At 45.3% G+C, this 22,066-nt stretch carries 24 protein-coding genes; 6 read left to right on the forward strand and 18 right to left on the reverse strand.

Translation table 11 applies throughout. The features are described 5' to 3' along the window. The first annotated feature begins 237 nt into the window (after nucleotides 1-237). Complete coding sequence (locus tag ACJJI7_RS17800; protein ID WP_020415449.1) at nucleotides 238-858, forward strand: hypothetical protein; 621 nt, start codon at nucleotides 238-240, stop codon at nucleotides 856-858. 393 nt (nucleotides 859-1,251) lie between these two features. Here ACJJI7_RS17800 and ACJJI7_RS17805 read toward each other — a convergent pair whose 3' ends face one another. From ACJJI7_RS17805 to ACJJI7_RS17815, 3 genes are all read right to left on the reverse strand, one after another. Continuing rightward, nucleotides 1,252-2,505 (reverse strand): tyrosine-type recombinase/integrase, encoded by a 1,254-nt coding sequence (locus ACJJI7_RS17805; protein ID WP_444901595.1) that lies wholly within the window; start codon nucleotides 2,503-2,505, stop codon nucleotides 1,252-1,254. Nucleotides 2,506-2,615: 110 nt separating this feature from the next. Then, nucleotides 2,616-2,750 carry a hypothetical protein gene (locus ACJJI7_RS17810; RefSeq protein ID WP_444901594.1) on the reverse strand — a complete coding sequence of 45 codons (135 nt, stop codon included), beginning with the start codon at nucleotides 2,748-2,750 and terminating at the stop codon, nucleotides 2,616-2,618. 319 nt (nucleotides 2,751-3,069) lie between these two features. Continuing rightward, entirely contained in the window at nucleotides 3,070-3,537 is a 468-nt protein-coding gene (locus tag ACJJI7_RS17815; protein ID WP_444901593.1) for a zonular occludens toxin domain-containing protein, read from the reverse strand. Nucleotides 3,538-4,282: 745 nt separating this feature from the next. Here ACJJI7_RS17815 and ACJJI7_RS17820 point away from each other — a divergent pair. From ACJJI7_RS17820 to ACJJI7_RS17830, 3 genes are all read left to right on the forward strand, one after another. After that, a complete protein-coding gene (locus ACJJI7_RS17820; RefSeq protein WP_444901592.1) occupies nucleotides 4,283-5,950 on the forward strand; it encodes an amidohydrolase in 1,668 nt (555 codons plus the stop codon). Nucleotides 5,951-6,760: 810 nt separating this feature from the next. Continuing rightward, on the forward strand, nucleotides 6,761-7,774 hold the full coding sequence (locus tag ACJJI7_RS17825; RefSeq protein WP_444901591.1) for a cytochrome-c peroxidase: 1,014 nt from the start codon (nucleotides 6,761-6,763) through the stop codon (nucleotides 7,772-7,774). A gap of 662 nt (nucleotides 7,775-8,436) precedes the next feature. Beyond that, nucleotides 8,437-8,613 carry a hypothetical protein gene (locus ACJJI7_RS17830; protein ID WP_282953529.1) on the forward strand — a complete coding sequence of 59 codons (177 nt, stop codon included), beginning with the start codon at nucleotides 8,437-8,439 and terminating at the stop codon, nucleotides 8,611-8,613. A 333-nt stretch (nucleotides 8,614-8,946) separates the two neighbouring features. Here the strand turns inward: ACJJI7_RS17830 and ACJJI7_RS17835 are convergent, their stop codons facing one another. The 5 genes from ACJJI7_RS17835 to ACJJI7_RS17855 form a co-directional block, all read right to left on the reverse strand. Then, nucleotides 8,947-9,954: a hypothetical protein gene (locus ACJJI7_RS17835; RefSeq protein WP_353377259.1), complete on the reverse strand. Its 1,008-nt coding sequence runs from the start codon at nucleotides 9,952-9,954 to the stop codon at nucleotides 8,947-8,949. Nucleotides 9,955-10,135: 181 nt separating this feature from the next. Continuing rightward, the gene (locus ACJJI7_RS17840; RefSeq protein WP_020413592.1) at nucleotides 10,136-10,429 is read right to left on the reverse strand and encodes a PAAR domain-containing contractile injection system baseplate protein; all 294 of its coding nucleotides are present in this window, start codon (nucleotides 10,427-10,429) and stop codon (nucleotides 10,136-10,138) included. Between the two features lie 2 nt (nucleotides 10,430-10,431). Continuing rightward, nucleotides 10,432-11,010 (reverse strand): DUF6931 family protein, encoded by a 579-nt coding sequence (locus ACJJI7_RS17845; protein ID WP_020413591.1) that lies wholly within the window; start codon nucleotides 11,008-11,010, stop codon nucleotides 10,432-10,434. A gap of 16 nt (nucleotides 11,011-11,026) precedes the next feature. Continuing rightward, on the reverse strand, nucleotides 11,027-12,934 hold the full coding sequence (locus ACJJI7_RS17850) for a type VI secretion system Vgr family protein (RefSeq protein ID WP_444901590.1): 1,908 nt from the start codon (nucleotides 12,932-12,934) through the stop codon (nucleotides 11,027-11,029). A gap of 163 nt (nucleotides 12,935-13,097) precedes the next feature. Beyond that, nucleotides 13,098-13,586: an Hcp family type VI secretion system effector gene (locus ACJJI7_RS17855; protein WP_282953525.1), complete on the reverse strand. Its 489-nt coding sequence runs from the start codon at nucleotides 13,584-13,586 to the stop codon at nucleotides 13,098-13,100. Nucleotides 13,587-14,021: 435 nt separating this feature from the next. On the opposite strand from ACJJI7_RS17855, the gene ACJJI7_RS17860 reads away from it, so the two are divergent. Together ACJJI7_RS17860 and ACJJI7_RS17865 are read left to right on the forward strand one after the other, a co-directional pair. After that, complete coding sequence (locus ACJJI7_RS17860; RefSeq protein ID WP_444901589.1) at nucleotides 14,022-14,216, forward strand: hypothetical protein; 195 nt, start codon at nucleotides 14,022-14,024, stop codon at nucleotides 14,214-14,216. A gap of 146 nt (nucleotides 14,217-14,362) precedes the next feature. Continuing rightward, nucleotides 14,363-14,701, forward strand: coding sequence for a LysR substrate-binding domain-containing protein (locus tag ACJJI7_RS17865; RefSeq protein ID WP_475717142.1), 339 nt, complete (start codon nucleotides 14,363-14,365; stop codon nucleotides 14,699-14,701). Between the two features lie 172 nt (nucleotides 14,702-14,873). On the opposite strand, the gene ACJJI7_RS17870 is transcribed toward ACJJI7_RS17865, so the two are convergent. The 10 genes from ACJJI7_RS17870 to ACJJI7_RS17915 form a co-directional block, all read right to left on the reverse strand. Then, nucleotides 14,874-15,623: an alpha/beta hydrolase family protein gene (locus ACJJI7_RS17870; protein ID WP_444901588.1), complete on the reverse strand. Its 750-nt coding sequence runs from the start codon at nucleotides 15,621-15,623 to the stop codon at nucleotides 14,874-14,876. 970 nt (nucleotides 15,624-16,593) lie between these two features. Further along, nucleotides 16,594-17,163, reverse strand: coding sequence for a dihydrofolate reductase family protein (locus tag ACJJI7_RS17875; protein WP_282953518.1), 570 nt, complete (start codon nucleotides 17,161-17,163; stop codon nucleotides 16,594-16,596). 216 nt (nucleotides 17,164-17,379) lie between these two features. Further along, nucleotides 17,380-18,123, reverse strand: a complete 744-nt coding sequence (locus tag ACJJI7_RS17880) for a DUF899 domain-containing protein (protein WP_444901587.1) — start codon at nucleotides 18,121-18,123, stop codon at nucleotides 17,380-17,382. Beyond that, a complete protein-coding gene (locus ACJJI7_RS17885) occupies nucleotides 18,120-18,602 on the reverse strand; it encodes a VOC family protein (RefSeq protein ID WP_444901586.1) in 483 nt (160 codons plus the stop codon). The genes ACJJI7_RS17880 and ACJJI7_RS17885 overlap by 4 nt, the downstream gene beginning before the upstream one ends. Before the next feature lie 121 nt (nucleotides 18,603-18,723). Next, the gene (locus ACJJI7_RS17890) at nucleotides 18,724-19,083 is read right to left on the reverse strand and encodes a cupin domain-containing protein (protein WP_444901585.1); all 360 of its coding nucleotides are present in this window, start codon (nucleotides 19,081-19,083) and stop codon (nucleotides 18,724-18,726) included. A 151-nt stretch (nucleotides 19,084-19,234) separates the two neighbouring features. Further along, the gene (locus ACJJI7_RS17895; protein WP_282953513.1) at nucleotides 19,235-19,861 is read right to left on the reverse strand and encodes a YdeI/OmpD-associated family protein; all 627 of its coding nucleotides are present in this window, start codon (nucleotides 19,859-19,861) and stop codon (nucleotides 19,235-19,237) included. A 37-nt stretch (nucleotides 19,862-19,898) separates the two neighbouring features. Next, nucleotides 19,899-20,366 (reverse strand): VOC family protein, encoded by a 468-nt coding sequence (locus tag ACJJI7_RS17900; protein ID WP_444901584.1) that lies wholly within the window; start codon nucleotides 20,364-20,366, stop codon nucleotides 19,899-19,901. Nucleotides 20,367-20,385: 19 nt separating this feature from the next. Next, nucleotides 20,386-20,778, reverse strand: coding sequence for a YciI family protein (locus ACJJI7_RS17905; protein ID WP_444901583.1), 393 nt, complete (start codon nucleotides 20,776-20,778; stop codon nucleotides 20,386-20,388). 53 nt (nucleotides 20,779-20,831) lie between these two features. Next, entirely contained in the window at nucleotides 20,832-21,476 is a 645-nt protein-coding gene (locus ACJJI7_RS17910) for a dihydrofolate reductase family protein (RefSeq protein ID WP_020412765.1), read from the reverse strand. Between the two features lie 108 nt (nucleotides 21,477-21,584). Beyond that, on the reverse strand, nucleotides 21,585-22,058 hold the full coding sequence (locus ACJJI7_RS17915) for an SRPBCC family protein (protein WP_020412766.1): 474 nt from the start codon (nucleotides 22,056-22,058) through the stop codon (nucleotides 21,585-21,587). Nucleotides 22,059-22,066 lie beyond the last annotated feature (8 nt).

A 22,066-nucleotide genomic window follows, 5' to 3' on the forward strand; every position in this document is an offset into this window, starting at 1 on the left:
AGGTTTGTGATATGTGACTTCCATCAAAGCAAAAAGTTACAATCGCATTGACTTTTTTTTTCATGGCGGTACGATCGCCTCATTGCAATGGATTTGAATAAAAATGGATTGCAATTGAATAATAACGGTACTTACAAAATGGAGTACCACAAGGATTGTCTTACAAGGTTGTGTGTGATAGCAGTTTTGGGCTGCTATTAGTTGACTACTGCTTTGTATCTTAGGAGTTTTCGCCTTATGGCAAGAGGCTATTTGAGAAGTTACCCGTTCTCAGTTAGGTTAAGCCCGTCTGCACTCAGTAATTTAGCGATTGTACAGTTGAATTACGCATATACGGGTGTGATGGAAATCACAACTGGAATCATTGATTTATGTGGCGCAGCCGGGACTAACCCGCACTACAACACGAGAACACCTATAAAGCATGATATTTTTCCTCAATTCGTCGGCACTCATAATGTCGCTCCAATTGTACATGGAGGAAGAGGTAGCGGTAATACGAGCCATCAACAGTTAGCTCGTGTCATTATGGCTCAAAACAATCGCTTAGCATCGTCGGAAGATGATTTTTGTGGTTTCACTATTAGGTTCAACGGTAAGCCAAACGCGGATTTTTCAGGGACATCTCGATCCTTGAATATGGGCATCGGATTTTCCAATGGAGAGCTCGAACTCTGCTTGAGAAATGCCATTATGCAAAAAGTTGCTTCCGTAATCCGTTTATACGGGTGGACCAATTTGACTTACGCTCCACCTCGAGCTGACCCTAATGCGGCCAATGCTGCACGAGGCCGCGGGATTCATGCCGCTGGACTGCTTGCCAGTATTCAGCAACTCAACCGCACGCCAGCTATTTAACTTGCTCCATTTTGGAAAAAGAGTACGGTTAATATACTGATCACTTAATTAGTGATAATACAGATGTAGAAATTTTCTGACAAAACCCTGTTATTGGTAGAGGGTGGTTGGAGCGCCGAACAAGGAATGTTTGGCGATATACCGTCTGTAGATGGCAGGAGCTTGTATTAGTAGCTAATAGCTGAAAAGGCGTGAATTCGATACTATCATCTAAAGCTAAACTAATTACTACTGATTGGCTTGATACCTTCTGCCGAATAAATCACATTGCTTGACCTTGGACTGACAGAACACCTTCTGAAAACTACCAAATGTCAGATCAACTTTGGATTACGACAACTTAGACTGTCATTTAAAATGGAGGCTTGTCGGTAGAGTAGGGCGGCGGTATTACTACCGCACTTCCTTTACTCGTTTAGTTCGTCCACTCTCGTGCCGCTCACGCATATCTGAATCAATATACCGATCAGTGGTGGCCATACTGGCGTGGCCAGCGTCATCACGGACATGCTCACGGGGCCGGTATTTTACATCCTCTGAGATGCCGGTATGCCTTAACCAGTGCACTGTTGCCGCTTTTAAGTCCTCAGCGTCTTCTCCCAAACCTTCTTCAACCATCCTCTGGTAGGCAGCATCAAAACAGCTCTGTACGATGATCCGTACTTGTCGGGTGCTGGTAACAGGTCCCTTGCCGCGGGACTTTTGTAACAAGGGTGTTTGCTCGTTGATACTCGGCAAAGCAGGCAGTTGTAAGTGGATTCTATAGCGTTTCAGTGCATTCAACATTTGATCGCAAACAGTGATTGCTCGCCCTTTGTTACCTTTACCTGTGACATGGAACCACCAGTTTCCGTCGCGATCTTTCTTGAAATCGCCCATAACAGGTGCAGACCTTTCATCGGCAACCAATTCCGAGATTCGCAGGTACATGGCGAATAGGGCGTTCATAATAAACAATGTACGTTCATGGTCACCAGGTGACATTTCAGCCATGACTTCGGCCGTTTCCAGTACATAATCCCATTGCAGATTACTGATACGTCGTACGACTTGGTTTTGCTGTTGGCGCCGCACAAACTTACTTTTCTGTCGGATGAGAGCTACGGGGTTGGCTGGGACCAAGCCTTCCTGATAAAGGAAATCAAACAAGGATGATAATGCGGTAAAAATACACTTGATAGCAGCCTGGGACGGACGAAAGTCTTTGAGTGAAGGCGTTTTGCCAGCTCGAAACTCAACCTTGGAAACATTGACCACAAATGGTCGCCAGTCTGCATTCACAAAGCGCTGACCATTTCTGGTTTTAAACCTGGCTACATTCTTGGTACCGATCCAAGCAATCGGCGGTTCAATGCAAAACTGTACAAAATCCTCAATGTGTTCACGCTTCAGCGTCATAATCGAAATTTCCTCTACGCGCCACGCCCATTGCAGCAATCGTTCGATCTCTCGGCGGTAACTGTTAAATGTTGCTTGGCTGCCGTTATAGCTGTAGAGAAACTTCAGCGCGAATTCCAGATCAGTGTCAGCACCGGGAATCTGCTTGTTAATATACTGGCTCGATGAAAAGCTCGTGTAGCGAAATGGATTCTCAAGATTGCTGAGGTTGTCGATGATTGGCGCAGGCGGCTGGTTGGTGGCAGACATAGAAGCTTTAAATTGTTGTTGGAATGCGGCCAATTATACGTGGAAAACACTCAAATATAAATATTCCGATATTCACAAATATCGGAATTAACGCAACCCATTGATCCCCCTCACGTTTTCAATTTTTTCTTGGCAGCTAATTCCGATAACCAAGTCTGGCCCTGTTTTCCGAACGATTGATCGCGGTGTTCGTACCGAACCGTGATCAGATCAAGCTCTCCGATGATTTCCTGTAGTGCTCCCATGATGCTCTCCGTTTGTTTTAAGTCCCTGGTTGTTAGGTTAACCAGACGGCGCTGGGTTATCAACCAAGATTTCAGCTCCTGCACATCCGTCGCAAAGTCTCCATTGCCTGTCTATACCTATCCCTGCGCACGTACTACAAAGCCTCACGAGCAGCTATTGTCATCCGGCTAGCTCTTGTGGACTTGTAGCACTTCCAGATTTTGGGGTTTGCTCTGTACTCCTTCGCCTGGATGAGGTGAGAAACGGCTTTGCCGTTGTTCTCTGGGTCATGCTTTATCTCCTTCCAGCAAGGCCTGAACTTCCAGGGCAAAACGCCAGTCATGTTGCGGTGACGGAATACAAACTCAGTATTTGGCGTTCGAAGGCTTCCCATAGAGTGCTGGGGCGCTCCATGTGTTTGGTGTTGCCGTCGGAGTCGGTCCAGGTAACCGGCGGAACATTATCGCTAGGGTGGATGGTCACAGAGTCGGGATTAAAACCGCCCCGCCCTTCCCTGTAGATGGTCTGACATTCGTCCAGGACAAGCAGCGCATCGAAGGGGGCCCAGTGGAACCAGCGCGCGAGGTGTTGTTTTGCTTTGTCGTTGCCCTGGGTATCGATATAGATAAGCTCTTCATCCTGGGGAATGTCTACGTCCAGGGCTTCACAGATACGATCGATGTAATCGAAACCTTTGATGTTGGTGACAACGGTGCGCCCTTCCTGCAGAGCAGGAACCGCGATGCGTTGGACAATGCCAAAGGATCTAAACGAGCCGTTAGGGCCGTGATGAATGATGACTGTCATTTCCTAAAACCAAATTACTCACGCAACTCCGAAAAACTTTTGAGTAAGATGGCTTTGATGCTTTGATGCTTTGATGCTTTGTGATTGGGCTGGAATTGAGAAAGCCAGTTCACTCAGCTGGCGACGCACTCTGATCACAAGTGTAATTCACAAGCAAAAGCAGTCTGTCAAAATAGCTCAGAGAAATGCTGGTCACGTTAATCCATCAACAACATTAATCTATGAAGAGCCGCCAGAAGAAGTCCTTAAAGATGCTTTAAAGAATCTAAAGTAATTACCCGCGTGGAATTTAGTCACACCATTATGATTTCGCTTTTCTTAAGCCAAGACTGTACAGCATAGCTCTCACAGACCTTGGATTTTTGGTGTCAGCAACAACAGCCAAACTCTTCTGCGCTCTAATGCATATTACGTAAAACAATCTACGTGTTATTAATAGTATTGACACCCTAAAGATTGCTGTCTTTGTCTCGTTGGAAATTGGGCCATTCAAAGTTAATCCAAAAGCAAATTGGTTCGGAATTATTCAGCGGTTTTCTAAGGCAAAAATAGACTTTTACCCTATTATAAAACAACTGAAGATAATCTAAAAAAAATAGAATTCATCTCTGACCACATCAATCACATATTTATCATGAATATACTTTACCTGCTAAACCTAACACTTTGTGTTGTTTTACTATCCTCCTTCACAACCGACTCAGAGAAAGCTGATCGGGTCTTAACTGGAGGTATAATAGAGACAATGAACCCCAATCAGCCTAAAGCAACAGCAGTCGCCATACTTAATGGGAAAATTATTTATGTAGGGAATGATAAAGGCGCCAAAAAATACATTGGTGATAAGACGGATGTAATCGCCCTCAATGGAAAGTATGTCACTCCTGGCTTTATTGAGTCTCACAGTCACGTTGTTGCTTCTGCATGGACCACTATGGGAGTAGACTTAAGTGCCGCCCGCTCAGTAGATGACATTGGTCGGATATTGAAAGATTATGTCGAAGAAAACCCCAACGAAAAGGGTCCTCTCATTGGATTTGGGTGGATGCCAGCGAATATAGGTGCCAGGGGGCCAAGGGCTAAGGATCTCGATAAATGGAACCTTGGCCGGCCAACCATTGCTATTGGAAATGCTGTTCACGATGCTGGACTAAACACACTAGCACTTAGAGCAGCCGGGATTGATAACAATACCCCGGACATTCAGCCCGGTGTAATGTTTTGGGAGCGAGATAAAGAAAATAATATCACCGGCTTGGGAATTGAGGTCATTTTCTTCGATGCATTTATCAAAATTGGGGCCTGGCAACCCGAAAAAATGGTTCCTGAATCTATAGATAAACTACAAGGTTTCCTTGCTAAGCAGGGAGTCACCACAGCCATGGTCCCTGGATTGGTAACACCTGCGGCAGCTGTCAGTTCAGAACTATCAATGGAAGACATGCGTGAAATCATGGCTATTTTGAAACGGCGAGCAGATCGCGGTGAAGCCCAGATGCGTCTTAACGTGATGCCAATGTTTAAACTTCCAGATGCAGATCCTCAGGAATTTGTTGATTTTACTTTAGAAATGAAGTCACTCTATAACGATGATATGGTGCGTGTTGATAAGGTTAAAATTCATCCTGAGCTAGCTTGGAATCAACGCGGAGCCACTCAACTCGTTCCCTACTTACCGGAGAATAAAGATGATGCACCTACATGGGGTAAGTATGGTGTCACCCCTGATCGAATTTTTGAGGTTATAAACAGAGCTAATAAGAATGGGCTGGATGTCATTACACATGCCGACGGCGCCCGTCTTATCAAACGACTTACGGAAATTATCATAGAAGCAAAAAAACACTACCCAGATGCACGTAATCGCCTTGACCATATTTCTATGATGGATTTAGAAACACGAGAGAAAGTCGTAAAAAATAACATTCCCACTAATGCCACTCCAATGTTTGTTAATGAACTTGATGCGGGGCTAAAAGGCAAGGTGATCTATCAATATATGCCACGTGATTATATTGAAGAGGCCCTTAGCCCTTACCAAGAGCTGGCAAATAAGTATGACAATGTCTCTTTATCTGGCGATACACCAGCAGCCCCCATTGATCGTGCTTATCCTATCTATTTGATGCAACAGTCTATGACTAACAAAGAGCCATCTATTGAAGGTTCAACAGCATTCCCCCCATGGCGCCCTACTTTGACTATTGATCAAGCATTACATACCTATACGGTAGCACCAGCCTGGCAGATGCGCATGGAAGACAAAATAGGCTCGATAGAAGTAGGAAAGTATGCAGATATGGCAATTTTCGAAAAGAGTCTAAGGGATATTGAACCGGACAACTTGATAGAAGAAGCCAAAGTTGTTGGGACTCTTCTTAACGGAAAATTTACCCATCGTGAAAACCTATAACAACAGTCACCGCATCAAAGGCTATGTGTCTCGTGTATAGAATGATAACAGTTACTTTACATCCCTCTTAAGATATCACCCCATACATTAAATCCAAAAATTATTCAGTATCCTACTTATCTTTTGAGCAGTTATTTTAACTTAGGATAACTTACAAAAAGTAATACTCTTCTATATGTTGCCGAGAATAAATGTAATTGTTACGTAAGCGGTACACAAATTACATACTTTTATGAGTAGTGGGGTTTATGCCCCGCTTACGAAGGCCAACAGCGATTAGCAAGCAGTGGATCTGCTCGCCGACCAATTACTGGTTATGGAGAAAGTACACAATGATTAAGTTAGGACTGTTCCGGAGAACCATTTTTTTCGCTTGCTCGATATTATCGTCCACTGTTGCGATAAACCCTGCAGCCCATGCGCAAGTAGTTAAGGAGTCATTTATCGTTCGAGAAAATATCACACCACCAACCGGCTACCAGAAATGCGAATCATTTCTCTTTGGAGATACCGATAAGTATCCCCTCAACCCTACACTTCCTCGCCACCTCAGAAATTGCCCTGCAATTTTTAAAGGTAAATAGCAAGATTTCAATCTCGCCAAATCCAGTGCACTCAATGTATAGGTCAAGTTCTGAATAATATTTGAAAAATATTTTGTGAACAATTCTGGATATTCTAAAAATCAACAATTTTTTTGCTAAATCATGGTATCAGCTGAACGAGCTACCCTATATAGTGGCACCGCCTAACTTTGATTAAAAGTAGGTTAGTTTTCATTGTTTTTTGAGAAGTGGGAGAGATACCAAAGTGATTAAGATAATTTTTTTGAAAAGAGATCTAAAGCTTCCAATCATTGGCGGCTTGATAGCGGCAGCAAGCTTGCTATCAACAACGGCAATGGCCGAAGTTGATATAAATCAATTACGTCAACAATCAAAAATTATGTTCGGCACTCTCTCAGAAACTATGCCAGGCAGTGAGAATGACACCCCAGCTATGGTTGAGCTTGGAAAAACACTGTTCATGGACAAACGGCTTTCAGTCAATGATAGCCAATCCTGTAACAGCTGCCATCAAGTAGGGAACTACAACGGTTCGGGCGTTGACAATGAAACGACATCACCGGGAGCTTTACCTGGTACCAAGGGTGATCGAAACTCTCCAACGGTCTGGAACTCAGGATTCCAGATGGCTCAATTTTGGGATGGTCGCGCAGAGGACCTGAAGGAACAGGCCAAAGGTCCAATTTTAAACCCTGTAGAGATGGGGATGCCTTCAGAAGAGGCTGTTGAGACAAAGATTTCAAAAATTGCCGAATATCAAGAAAGTTTCAAACACGCCTTTGGTAAAGAAAATGCTATCTCTTACGACAATATTGCTCAGGCCATAGCTGCATTTGAGCGCACCCTGATTACGAATGATCGTTTTGATGATTTTATGAGTGGCGATGATCAGGCCATGACAAAAAGTGAGTTAAAGGGCTTACAAACCTTTATCAACACTGGTTGTTCAACATGCCACAATGGTGCAACCTTGGGTGGAAACATGTACCAGAAGATGGGGCTAGTCAACCAATATCCACACCAAGAAGATTTAGGTCGTTATAAAGTTACAGGCCTTGAAAAAGATAAAATGATGTTTAAAGTTCCAATGCTACGCGATGTAAGCAGAAGCGCTCCTTACTTCCACGACGGGCGTGTAGAAACCATTGAGCAAGCAATTTACGATATGGCTTGGTACCAATTGGGGCAGAAATTAAGCACACAACAAGTAGATGATATTGCAACTTTCCTAAACGCTTTAGAACATCAAGCTCATTAAGCTATTTCCCACCCTTCGGGGTGGGGCCCTTTCACTCTATTTAATTTTGGCTAGGCTCGCGGATTTCAAATCACTAGCTCATTGATAACTTATAATCATTCAGCCTTGCCTTTGTGTATCAGACACATTCAGAGATAGCAGCTAGCAGGCTAAACAGTTTCCTGATTGCTAACCAGTTGATAATGTATAGTGCTCTAACAATATCTATACCAAGTCGGAAAACTGAAATCCATAGGGATATGTACAGTTTTCAGCTACCGATTTGCGGCAGCTCCATTGAATTACTGTTCACTACCTGAGCATTCAGTCATCAGATGTCCTTATCCAGGATTACGGGCACGAACAATTACGATACTTACTCAAGAGGCATTTGATTTAGCTAGTGAAAAGATGACGTGAGATGGTTTTGAGGATGATATAAAAGTTCTCCTGGCCACGTCGACTCATTGGCTTCGTCATATTGGTGCAACTGGTGCCTCAATGGATGCAGAAAATAGAGATCTTAAAGACCTATCGGCAAACCTAGGACATGGGAAACTGTGTACTACTGATAAAGAATATGTTCACGCCGATGATAAAAAGCGTGCAGTTTCAGGGAGAACGAGGCGAGTTTGAAAATAAATTATGCATCAATAGATTGCAGTTAATAGAAAAATAGTATTTTGAACAATGATGTATTGGTCGTCGACGCGCGCTATCACTTGATCTTCCCCCAGACAACTGCAACAAGTCGAGCCCTAATGATGATCGCGGCCAACAGCGGATTGCTTGAGGCCGTTGTGATGGTACTCAGTAATGCAGCGCTTCCATTCTGGGTTGAGCTTCTCGCGGCCAGATAGGAAGTGGTTTTGTATCTCATTGATAAAGACATCATTGGCTGATGTCCCCAAAATACTTTGCTTCTGTAGGCCCGCCCTCTTCTCAATATCGAGCTCCTCATTATGATATACGCAGATTGAGAATCTGTTCTAGCATAATGCGGGGGATGCTGGTTAGTTCTGCAAACTTATTGTGATTGATACCTTCGATATTGGTAACTACCCGTCGTCCTTTTTAGGGTATGCTTGGAATTCTGGGCACAGTTCACTTAAATACGGGCTAGGATATCTTATTGCAGTAAAGGAAATTCTTCAATGATTTAAAATTAAGTGAACTGTCCCCCGGATTTTTCTTTATTGGTTAAGCAAGCTCGGATGTATTTTTCGATTACCCAAAATATTTCCTACAACTTTCCCAACTTCTTGCTCAGTGGGAAGTTGTGCTACGTCATACGCGAACCATGCCAGTGAGTCTGCATTATTCACCGCATTCATCACACCAATTTCTTGCATTTTTCTAGCCGCATTATCTTGTCCACGTAACATTTTTAATGCCTCTTGCTCAACGATTTTGAATACTTCATCACTAGACTTGTCCTTATGAATATTAAGATATAAAGGACCAAGTTTACCAATTTCTTCATCTAATTTATCTACAATGCTTCCATCATCCTTGAAGTACTCATGATCCACTGTATCCGCGAATTTATGTGTCCCCTCGTGTATCAGAGTGACGGTGCAGTATATATCACCTTTTGGCCAAATTTTTTTGAAATTCAAATGGACGGGGTGATAGTGAGGCTTCATATAGCCCCCTCCATTGAGTTTTCCCCCCAACATCGAGATTAAACTGTTGCCCCCTTGCCATTGCGCTTTCTTCATCTTATATGTTTTTGAAATATAATTGGGCACGCTTTCAAAAATGTCCACCCACACAAAACCCGCCATATTATCCGTGGGGTCCCCCCAACCTATTTTCTTCATGACAGAAGTCTGAAGTTTTGCCACGATGGGCATCTGTTCCCTGTCTGCAAGCTCCACCCCCTTTTTCAAACCCGCCTGAGTTCTATTTAACCGAGAAATTATCGCGTTTAAACAAGGGATGTATTTTTCTGATGAACTATCTGCGGGAAGGCCGAAGTAGTAAGAAAGTAAATTATGAAATGTACCTGGAACCTTATCAGGGGTAACAAGAGCTGTGGCGCATACTTTCATCGCCCGATTCAGAATTGCCTGTGCTTCATCCAGCCAATATCCACATGATTTTTTTACTTTCGTTTGAAAGAGGGCCGATGCATCATCCTCGACCAACACGGAAAAGCTAACCCCATGCTTAATGCTGCGACTAATTAGTTTTGCCATGACGATTCTCCTATGATCCCTTATTTTTAGGTAATAACTGCAATTGATTCACACAGCGAGTAGATCATCTCGCTGCCCTATAAATAATATATTCGGCTTTATTTCACCCCTGCTTGCTCTTGGTCGACGGTTTAATCGGTTCATAATAAATACACCTTGATAAGCAATGATGACGTGAAACTTAACCGCCAATCAAAACTGTCGGACATCCGATTACAATCTTGCCGCCATGGCCAGTTGTATCTCCCATGCGGGCAGCAGGCTTCTTTTGCAGCAGTACGGTAGTGCTGCCCATAGCCACAGTATCTGGTGGTCCTACACAGGTACAGGCACTGCCAACCGTAGCTGAGGGCATTCCGCCGATAATGACCGTTGGAGCACCTGGGCTGAGGATCGGCCCGCCGACGTGAGGTACAGTACCTGTCACCATCGGACAGACATGCATATCCGTAATACGCGAAGCAGGCTTGCCCATATTTAGTCCTCTATCCTGCCATTACCGCCACGTGCCAGATCCAACCCTTGATTCATGTATCTTGCGAATCTTTTGCCGGGATCCACTGGATCAGATAAAACTGCAGCGAGAGTGACACTACCAGCGACGGCGTGTGCATAAAGATGTTCTGGCGGCTCAACCACAGGCTCACCTTCCGCCGCCAGACTTCCATGGCACCAACTCGCTGCTGTAGCAGCCCAGCTCGCTGGGGTTTTGTGCTTGGTTTTATCGCCCAGGGTTTTGCACTTTAACCGAGTCTCTTCGCTGGGTTTTTTGGCCCAGCTTTCCGCAGCGACTAATGCATTTACATTGTCTTCATCAGTTTCTGGGCTTTGAATATCCCGAGCTGCGAGACAGGCCCACCAAACAGCTTCCCGTTTGGGGAGCCCATGTGCCAATAGTTTGATCGCATCGGGATAAAGACCCGCGTCAACCAGTTGGTTAATGCTGACCTCGGGTGCAGTATCGGGCACCAGGTGCTCTTCCGCTTCTTCACTCACCTCAAAATTTTTTAGCAGCTCCGCCGCGGTAAGTGCTTGTACTTTGATCAGGTCAGTCATTCTTAGTTAATCCCCATCAGTTGATCATAGTCACGCCGCCTTTCAGGGTAAGCATGCCGCCGCCTTTAACTTCAGCTGTAGCATCTCCCTTGCAGGAAAGCATTGTACCTTTGATGGTGATTCCCGCTGGGGTTAGCTTAATACTACTGCCCCCAACCTTTAATTCAATTGAAGCTTTTGAGGATATTTTGATAGCCCCCATAGCATCTGTGGTTTGCGAGCCTTTGCTAATCTTGAGTGTGTGATTGCCTGAACCAATCGTGACAGTCTGGTTTCCTTTATCCACATTCAATTTTTGGTCACCTTTGGCAATGGTGACCACTTCGCTACCATCAGTTACGGTGATGCTACGATCCTGTTTAACTTCCAGAGTTTGCTTGTTTTCTATTTTGCCAGTTTGGTCATTATGGATAACAAAGTTGTGATCCTTACCGGCTTCCATATAGATTTCTTCGTTGCCACCTTTGTCATCAAAGCGCAACTCGTTAAAGGTGCTGCCCTCATACTCGGTTTTCCAGCCACTTTGGGTGGCGGTGTAATTGGGGCCTGGATTATCGCCGTTATATACTGCACCGGTAATCAATGGTCTATCCGGGTCGCCATTAATGTAGGTAACAACCACTTCCTGGTTTACCCTGGGTACAAAGTTTGCCCCCCAGTTTTTTCCGGCAAAAGACTGCATCACTCTGACCCAGCAACTATTTTGTTGTGAGTTCCAGGGGAACTTCACTTTCAGTTGGGTGTAGGGGTCCTGAGAGCTGTCGGATGCGGTTGCTTTTACTTCCAAGACACGTGCCACTTGTGGTGAGTGTATTTTCTTTGCAGAAACATTCGGCTGTGGGCGTGGCATTACCGCAGATGGAATACAGCTGAAGGTATTGTGGAAGTGGGTTTCGTTACTGTTACCGTCTGCAGCTGAAACATGCACAGACGTAATAAGATACTTCCCCTTTTCTGACGACAACGTGTGATCAAAATTAAAACGTCCGCCGGCAGTAAAGGAGGGGCAGTCACTACGTCCATGGCTGACATCAAATAGCGCTTCCTGTGCTTCCATAGCACGTTCTGCCAGTGCTTTATGGTAACTATCAGTAAATTTGTGTTTGTGTTCACCATCAGCCTGGAAGTGGTTCAGGCCATATAAGCCGCGCATGTAGTTAGAAGCATCATTCAGCTTACTGGTGGTTTTAACTTGCTGCTTATTGTCTTTGGTAGCAGTAAATTCACTGTAATCTTTGAGCTCAAAACCGCCGCCATGGTAGTTGAAGTTTCTTCTCCAGCTACTCACTGTGTTTTTTGTGGGATGGCTACCGCCTCCGTCATACTCAATTTTTTCACTTTCACAGTCGTAAAAATCTTGAGGATCATCGCAGAGTACAAGCTCATGCTGCCCTTCAGAGTGCTTGAAGTAGTAGGAAATACCCTCTTCAGCCATTAAGCGATTGATAAATTCAAAGTCGCTTTCATCAAACTGTACACAGTATTCACGGGTGATGTATTCGGCATTTAGCTTTAAGGTCAGTTTGATAACCTTGCTGTATTCACCGAGCACTTCTTCAAGAATTTGCTTGGCGGACTTCTTTTCGAAAACTCTGTTGGAGCCTCCGAGGCTCGTGAACCACAGGCCAGGTTGAAGAATTGCGCTATAACTACGCACGCCTTCGGCGTTTACATCGTGAAGGGAGAACTGGGTAACATAGCCGTTAATATGGCGTGGTGTCTCAGAGTGGTGAATCGAAACAGTTACTGGTTTGCCGACAAGATCTTTTTGCTCAATAGCGTGATCATCAGAAAGAAGCTGTACTTCATAGCGGAATAGCTTGGAGACATGCTCCTCGCCTTGTAAGGTCGTTGCGATCAAAGCATCCGAGCCGACTGGGCTGTCGACCGTAATCATTCTTTTATCTTGATTGAGTGTAGCCATGGGCAGCCCCAACTATCCCTACGGTGCCAAATAAGAAATGAGATTTTAGAAATCTGCAGTTCTTTAGGTCAGTGCTCGTATAAGCACTCAGCTAAAGAACTGGAGGGCGGTAGCCCGCAGGTACTCTGCAGGCCACCGTTCAACCCGAAAAGAGTCGAACCAATTACAGCGGAGTCGCTGTGGTGAGGTCGTATCCAACCTTCATGTTCTTCGGGTTCTTGTTAGTCTTATCAGCGTGGTCGAGTTCGGCTTCGATTTTGGCGAAGCTCAGAGAGATGGACTCCTGAGGAGCGCCACCGGCAGAAGCACCAATGCTGTAAGAGGAGATGATTACGTCAGTCAGCTTGTAAACCGCGTACTTTTCTACAGAGTTGGCGCCGGTCTGTACAACATGAATCTCTACGGGCACACCTTCGTCACCAGTGACAGAAGACTTGAACAAGCCGCCGGAAGCTGCGTCGATGCGCTTGGTGAGAGTAACTTCGCTCAGGCTTGGGCGAGAGGCTTCACGGTTGGAGGTAGCACCGGCTTCCATGGTGATACCGCGGCCAACACCAAAGTTGAAGCTGTCAACTTCGATCCAGTCTTCGTAACCTTTGGCGGTGACGTTGCCTTTAGTGGCTTTGTTATTGAAGTTCAGGTAGATAGACATGGGGATTCTCTCTTGTTTGGCTTTTGATGTTGGTGGTTAACCCTTTACCACGGCGATGAGTCAGTAGCTCAGTTAACGTCGCAGTGGTAACTGGGGTGATTTAAACAGAGAGAAAAGCAAAGAAAAACTATAATTTTTCGTTATTTAATCGACTCTGGCACCAATTATCCGAAGCCCTTTTACTATTGTTGGGTATATGCCCGCTGAGCGTATTCGACTCTGACACCAATTAAATATACAGAGAATTACAGTTTAATTTTCCGTCTCGCAAAAATTTAGAAGGATTTTGAAAATCTTAAGAATTGCTAGCTCTCTTATATTAATTGAAATTATTTTAATAGGGGGCGGAGTTGAACGATAAGATACGTATTGTTTGGCCGAGTGGCTCTTCGCCTGGCCCAGAGTAAGCTGAAAGTGGGTTAACGGAAGATGGTGATGTCACTGTCGTTGTGCGTCAGGATGCTGCCGGTTCCAATGACCGTCTACCAATTCCTGGAATTGATCATCACTGGTAGAATTATTAATATGGAAGAAGCTTGCCGCATTGGATTAACCAACGAAGTGGTGCCAAGGGGAACCGCTTTTAATCGTGCAGTTGAGCTGACACAGTTTATCTCTCCCCTTCCCTAGCCAGTTATTCATTCAGATAAAGGGGCTGCCATTCGCGGCTATGGACAAGGTCTTAAAGACGGTCAGAGTATTGAAGCTGAATGCTTTAGTCGATTATTCAGCAATGCTGAGGTCAAAGCAAAGGTAAACCTAAGACTTTAGAAGAGCTGAGAGAACATGACGCCCTTGTATTTCGAGCACCTACTGGAAAAGTGAGGGCCTGGTCATTTCGAGAAAATGATGATTCAATTATTGAGTTTTCCCCTTCCCCGCTGGCAATATTTAGAGATGGACGAACTTTATTAGACGCAGTTGTTTCTGGTATGGGTATAGCCCAGGCATACGATAAAGCACTCGACTCTTCTATTCAGAGTGGAGAAATTGTTGAGTTATTTCCGGAGAAAGTGGCGCCTGTCCCACCTGTTAGCGCACTGATTCCTGACGGGAGAGCTATGCCTGCAAAAACAAGGGTTTTCATCGATTTTTTGAAAAATGAGCTTAATTAAGCTTCCGGATACTAAATGTAATAATCCAAATACCATCTGGTGCTGGCTCTGTTGTTTGATCCAAAGGTTCCAGGAAGTCTGTAATGCTCAGCACTACAACTTAATCCTTAACAGACAAGCCCCATTTTTATTGGATTCTAAGCTCCAACATTATTCTCTATTATATGTCATATTAACTAATATATTTTTGAGCCCAGGCTCCAATAACATTGCCGACATATTCAGCATCTGATTTCTTCATAAGCAAGTGATCGGCTTTATCTAAGGAAATAAAACTTTTTGGATGGTGCGCAGCGCTAAATATTTTTGCAGCATGATCAATAGAAACAGTGCTATCTAGTGGTGAATGCATAACTAATAAAGCTTTCCTTAATTCCTTAAGGTTAACCAAGATGTCTGCTTCATTTATATCGTCGATAAACTGCTTTTTAAGTGTAAACTCTCGGCCAGCAAGCACCACTCTTGCCTGTCCTGTTTTATTGATGTTATCGAGCTCATCTTTAAACATATGCTGGATATGTTTTACATCACTTGGAGCGGCTATAGTAACAACAGCTTTAGCTGTCTTTAACATACCTGCGGCTTTTAATACGGCAGCACCACCAAAACTATGCCCAATTAGCAATTTTGGTGCTTCAAAGCGGTGTTCAATTTCATTGTAAGCACTAAGCAAGTCTTCAACATTAGATGAAAAGTTAGTATTGGAAAAATCTCCATCACTGTTACCTAATCCAGTAAAATCAAATCTTAATACTGATATTCCTTTGCTAGTCAATGATTTGCTAATAGCGCTCGCAGCAATGATATCTTTTGAGCATGTGAAACAATGTGCAAAAATTGCATAGGCCTTTGGATTTCCGGTGGAATTCTCTAATTTACCCTTTAATTCTACGCCGTCACGATTTGGAAAATTAAACTCCATAATACTATCCAATATATATTGATTATAAGACACTCTAATCATAACAAAGAAAAACCCCTCTCTATTATAGAAAGGGGTAAATGAGTAGGTGGTAGCCTTCTATATACCAACTGATATGGGCTATGCCTGTATTTGCTTAAGTTCGATAGGATATTCCTGCTTCATATAATCGATATCCGCTGCTTTGAAGGTGCTCTCACTATCTTTACTTGAGCCAGTTAATATTTCCAAATCTCCGACAATCTCGCTAGCTAGAAACTGATTCTTCGCTCTCCATGGACCAATAGAAACCCTTTATAAAAACATCAATAGAAACTTTGTCATGAAATACTTTTAAGAATTGGGGTAGCTTTTAAAGTCTGCGGCTTTGAGGTTTCAAAAACATGCAGGAATGTTGTAGGGTTTGGGTTTCTCCGATAATTGTCAGTCTCATCGCCAAATAGCACCTTGCCCTCTTCATCTAAAGCTATCACTGAGGAAGTAAGCTCCTTATGCGCGCTTTTGCCACCTGAGGGGACACATTTCTTGCATCGCATATCTGCTATGGGATGGCCAATAAGTCAAACGATGAGATATTTGAAGCTATAGTAGTGAAAAAGAAATTATCAATGTTGCTTTGACAACGATGATCCGCATGTTAATCATGGGTTGACCCCCAATCTTATCCCTATTGAGGGAAAGACACCCCATTGTCCGCTCCAGCTACTTCAACTATTGCATGGACCTACAAAGCCGCATTTGACTTTGCCAAAGTAATTAATGGTCGTATCGCTTTCTATTCGAATCAAGTGGTAACCGAAAAGGTTGATGCCTTATCATAATATTATAAATATTGGTGATTACACCGGTATAAGATAGACGGCTATTAGAACTGTACCGATCAATCCATATGACAGCTGGAATACAAGTATTCTACGGATTTCCTTGAAGGCTTAATGCGCCCTAAAGAAAGTAGAAACTTTGCCATTTGTTATACTTCCCTACCTTTCTGCTGGCACTTGTAGCGAAGGATCACCCCGCCCGATTTAAGGGCGTCCGCCCGCATGAGCTCGAAATTCTTCTGGATGGCGTCAGCTTTGAAGAGAGGTGAGCCTGCTCCAAGTACGATTGGTGCAAGACATATCCGGTATTCGTCTACCAAGCCCCTTGCGAGCAGAGTAGCCACAAGGTCTGCGCTTCCGAAAACGAAGATATCTCTCTTCCCTGTCTCCTTCTTCAGCTTGCTAACGTGTTCGACGGCCTCGCCTTTTAAAAGGCGAGTGTTTGACCAATCGGCGGTCTCAAGTGTGCGCGTGATGACAGCTTTCTCAAGTGAGTTCATCATGTCCGCAACCGCCCCGGTTTCATTCCGCCAATGACTGGCCATCCCCTCATAGGTGCGACGTCCAAACAACAAGGTGCCGATTTCATCGCCCTGCTGAAGAGAGAAAGCTTCTAACTCGTCGCCCCACACGGTTCCGTGATGGTCCAGCGCCCAGGGCGTAGTGCCTTCAAAGTACCCGTCCAACGTCATCACATTCCAAACAACTAAACGCCTCATATCCTGTTTCTCCTAAACAAGCGCAAGCATAATCTTGAGCAACAATCGTAAAATGCAACCTTGAGATCGCGTGCAATCAACTGCAGCATAAAGTGCATAACCAATATTCAGCACGCCCGCGAGCAGACCGCCATTGAATACCGCTAACCCCATTTTTTTAAATGAGCAGATGAATCCTTCCCGTTGTAGCTGGATGATGTGTGGCAGGCACCCGTATTAGCCATATTCGTTGTGTCTCCGCCACCAATGATACGGCTGTGTCTGCTGAGTGCCGTCGGGAGCCTCTTCCCAGTTTTCCTGACGGCCGAGCGGTGTGATATCCAAAAGAGTCCACACCGTGCCAAGTGTTTCGACACCTCGGCCGTTAGTGAAATAGGTTCGATAGAGGTCCTCTCCATCGCGATAGAAAACGTTGATACCAAATCCGGTAGCCACATCGAAATCACCGTTGAAGTTGTCCTTGGTTTCATACCAGGGGATTGCCCAACCCATACGTTTCCGGAATGCCTCTATCTCAACGATCGGCGCTTTTGAAACAAAAACGAGAGAGGTGTCTCGGGCATGCAGATGGGCAAGATGAGGGATCTGATCGGCGACCATGCAGCAGCCTTCGCACGGGCTGGGATCAGCGGGTTTCAACATATGGTGGTAAACGATTAGTTGTGAATGGTCATCGAACAAGTCAGCCAGAGTCGCAGTGCCTCCTGGACCCGCAAAGGCATAATTTTGTTCGATCTTCACCCAACCTGAATACCGTCGCTTTTCTGCCAGCCGGTCGTGCGCTCGGGTCAGCTCCTTTTCTGCTTTGCGGAGTTCAGCGAGTTCATCCTTCCAGGCCTTTGGTGACAGGATCTGCCGGACTACTCCGGAGATCTCCTTAGTTTTCCTGCTCTGAATTAAAGTCATAATCAGCTCCAGATCTTGAGTTAAGTTGAGAAGAGTACTTCCCCATGAACTCATACCTCCTCGGCCGCCGCCTCGATCGTGGCGATATCGATCTTACTCATGGACATCATCGCCTTAAAAGCACGCTTCGCTTTGTCACGATCAGAGTTCGTAGTCAGATCCAGAAGTTGTCTCGGTGTAATTTGCCACGAGTGGCCCCAGTGATCCTTGCACCAACCGCAAGCGCTTTCCTGCCCACCATTACTGATGATCGCCTCCCAGTAGCGGTCGGTTTCTTCCTGATTCTCGGTGATAACCATGAAACTAACCGATTCATTTGGAGTGAAACTCGGGCCGCCGTTCACGCCAATAAACTTGCGCCCGAGTACGGTGAATTCGACAGTCAGTTCACTGCCTTCCTGACCGCTGGGATAGTCGGTCACCGCTCGATTAACTCGGTCTACATGACTATCTGGAAAAGTTGCAGCGTAGAATTCTGCCGCCTTCTTTGCTTCGCCATAGTCAAACCACAGGCAGTTTACGAGTTCGGTCATATGTATTCTCCTATGCTTTGGACAGTTTGATTGTTTGCACTAATAAAAATCTTTGGTATTTACAGTCATATCGCATCCTCCGTCGGATGCTCTGCAAACCACTCGACGATTTTGGGCATCTTCATCTCAAATGGTCCGCCAATGTAAACGTTGAGAACGCCGGTGCGTTGATTGCTACGGTTTCAAAGTCGTGCTGGACGCCGGGGGGGATCAAAATGACAGTGCCTTTTTTTGCATCGCGCCACTGCTGGCCTACCAGGAAAGACATGGTGCCTTCCAACACATAAAACAGTTCGATCTCAGCCTCATGTGAGTGCGCGCCGAAGCCTTTGGTGTTCGGCTCAATCCACCATTCCGACACTGAGCATTGATTTGCGGTCTCTTCACCGTCAGCTTTGAAAATTGCTGCAATGCGCCCCATATCGTAACTGCGTCCGCGTTCAGGTTCGATAAAGATCCCTGCTCCTGTTGTATTAGTCATGAATGACGGCCTCCGTTCCTCCCGAAGAGGATGTTCTGTTACCTCACTCAGCATGAAAAATATTGTCTAGGACCGCTTAGCCAAATCAGCGCTATACCAAAGACCGCTCTGCACGATAGTGAGTCGTGGTTTGTTCACCCATGCTTCACTTTTATCGTTCCATAGCGCCTTTGCCAGCAATTATTTTTTCGCGGAACTTCGCTATTCTCGAAATGCGTGTAGCGGATTTCTTGGCTGAACTAAGGTTAAAGGTATAGCTTCGCTGACGCCCCGGCGTTAATGCATGAAACGCTTCTGCAAGCTCAGGATCTCCATCCATGGCTTCTACCAGCTCATCAGGGAGTTCGATATCGCGTTCTGCTCTTTGGGGCTTAATACCTGCTCTAGCGTATCCTTTCGCTTCCTCGATATAAGCCCGTATGATTGGTGCAAGCTTTTCCACCTGATCATTGGCCTTCAGGAGGATCATGTGCGGATACTGCGTATTCGCGCCTCGCTTTTGAAGAACACCCTCATGATCCTTCATCAGTGCAGCATTCATAAAGCTAATGAGGAATCCCTCTCGAAATGCCCCCAGGATGACAATATTTCGACCGGCAAATATATAGCAAGGCTGCCCCCACTTAACGGACTCTTCCAGATCCATGCTCAGGCAAATCCGTTGCAATTCAGTAAGGCCAGGTTTCCATTTCTGGGTTGAGCAATCGGGCGTTGCGAAACGCTCACAACGTCCACAACCTTTTGAAAAATAATCTGCGATATCTGAAATCATGGCCATAATTGGTTGTCCCGCACGAGCAAAGTCGCACCCACTATCAAACTATCATTTTCCCGGAGTCCGATTTTGATGCCCCCTCCCCTACGGCTTCTGCCTTTGAACCCTCGTAATTCAGCATCCATGGCGTTCCATATTTATCCGTGAGTAAAGCAAAACGTTCAGCCCAAAATGTTTCGACGGGGGCCATATCTATGGCTTTTGCTTCCTTTGAGAATACGTTATAGATACGATCAAATTCCCTGAGCGATTTAGACGGAATAAAAATACGGAAACCTTGCGGTTTCTCGTACATTTCGTGGGAGTTATCAGAAGCCATCAGGGTGGCACTGCCCAGTGTCATGGCCATATTCATAACCATATCGTCGCCACCGGGCATTCTACTTTCGGGGTTGGGCGCATCTGCATTTAGGAGGGTGCCCCAGATCTTGCCACCGAGTGTCTCGGCATAATGCGTCATCGCCTCAAGGCAGTTTCCATTGAATGTCAGGTAAATGATGGGTTGCATAACTATCGAGCTCCTTTCGCTATTGTCTCAACGTCAGCTTCTGCGTTTTGATTCCATCTAAACTTGAAGTCTCATAAAGGGGGCGGACTTCAATTTCATATGCACCCTCCATGGGGTTTGGACACCGAGCTGCCCATACCATCGCTTCTTCAATATCACGTACTTCCCAAAGCCATAAACCTGATACGAGTTGCTCGAATTCCGGGAATGGACCATCAACTACTGATATTGCACTCCCATCAGATACAAGACGCTTCCCTTCTGCCGTGGGCTTGAGGCCTACCGCTATGCGTCGGATATCGGCGTCGAGAAGTTCTTCATTAAAGCGGTCCATCGCATTACAAACAGCCTGTGAGGGCAATTTGCCTGCCTCACTTGCCGCCGTAGCTTTGATCAGTACCATAACCAGCATTCAAAATTTCCTTTCATTTACGCCAACATGAATTTGGGCTGCCGGCGCTAATCTTATTGAAGGGAGAAATCTCCAGTGGTGATACTTCCATCCCGCATATAGGTCACACAAATAGTGCCACTGTCTGTCATCGTAGATTGTTGTACATGGAACCCAATAGGGATTACACCGGCACCAAAGAGGCGCTTTCCTTTGCCCAGAATCAAAGGAAAAATCAGCAATTTAAACTGATCAACCAGGTCTGCTTTGAGTAGAGTCTGGATAAAGTCAGCACTGCCCGGTACCAGTAAGTCAGGACCATTGCTGGCCTTGATTTCACGAAGTCGTGCTACCGGGTCATTACCCAGCCATTCGCTGCCTTCCCAGGTAAATTCGGGTTTCGTGCGTGAAGCGACATACCGTGTTGTGCCATCGATTTTTTTAGCCATCTGGATTTCGCCATCATCAACGCCTTCTGGTGGAGGATCAGCAGCTACTTTTGGCCAATAGGCAGCAAAAATATCGTAAGTCCGATGGCCAAGCAGCAGCTCGAATGGGGATGCGAACACATCCCCCATAAATTTACCTACACCTTCATCGAAATAGGACGCCACCCATCCACCATGCTCAAAGCCCCCTGAAGTGTCCTCCTCTGGACCACCGGGAGCCTGCATCACGCCATCCAGACTAACAAACGTGTTTACAATGATTTTTCGCACACAGTTCTTCCTTGGTGATTTTGTTGATCAAAATGGCGTCGCAAGTTGTGCTTAGGCTATTGCTTTCAATCACCATTGAGACTTGAAGAGATAGGTTATTGATCTTCTTTATTCGACTTCCACCCTTGTTGCTTCCAGGTAAGCGGCGAGATTAGAAAGAGCGCACTGCCATCCATTGCGTGTTCCGTCGATCATTCCCAAACCGACCAGAGAGGCGATCTGTATCGTCACCTGGAGTTCAGTCGCGCGCTTATTTTCGCTAATCGCCACGGTGATCAGAGAGGCACTCAATAAAGAGTCGTCTGTATATACACGCTCGGTAAAAAGCAGGCGATGCGGCCTACGGATGTCGTAGTAGTGTGTTTCGACCCGGAATTGCAGATCATTCTTTTGGCCGCACCGATGTACGTCAAGGCCTCCGGCGCGAAAGTCGTTTTGAAGAAACTCGATTGCCTCATCCTTAGAGGGTGCCCCCCATAATGAGCGGGTTTTTGGGTTTTCCCATGCTGAAAAAACCTGCTCTGCCGGTGCTTTGATTGTTTTGCTGATGGATATGGTGTCGTGCGATAACTGTTGGCTCATGTTAGCCC

The organism is Microbulbifer variabilis, from assembly GCF_056232115.1.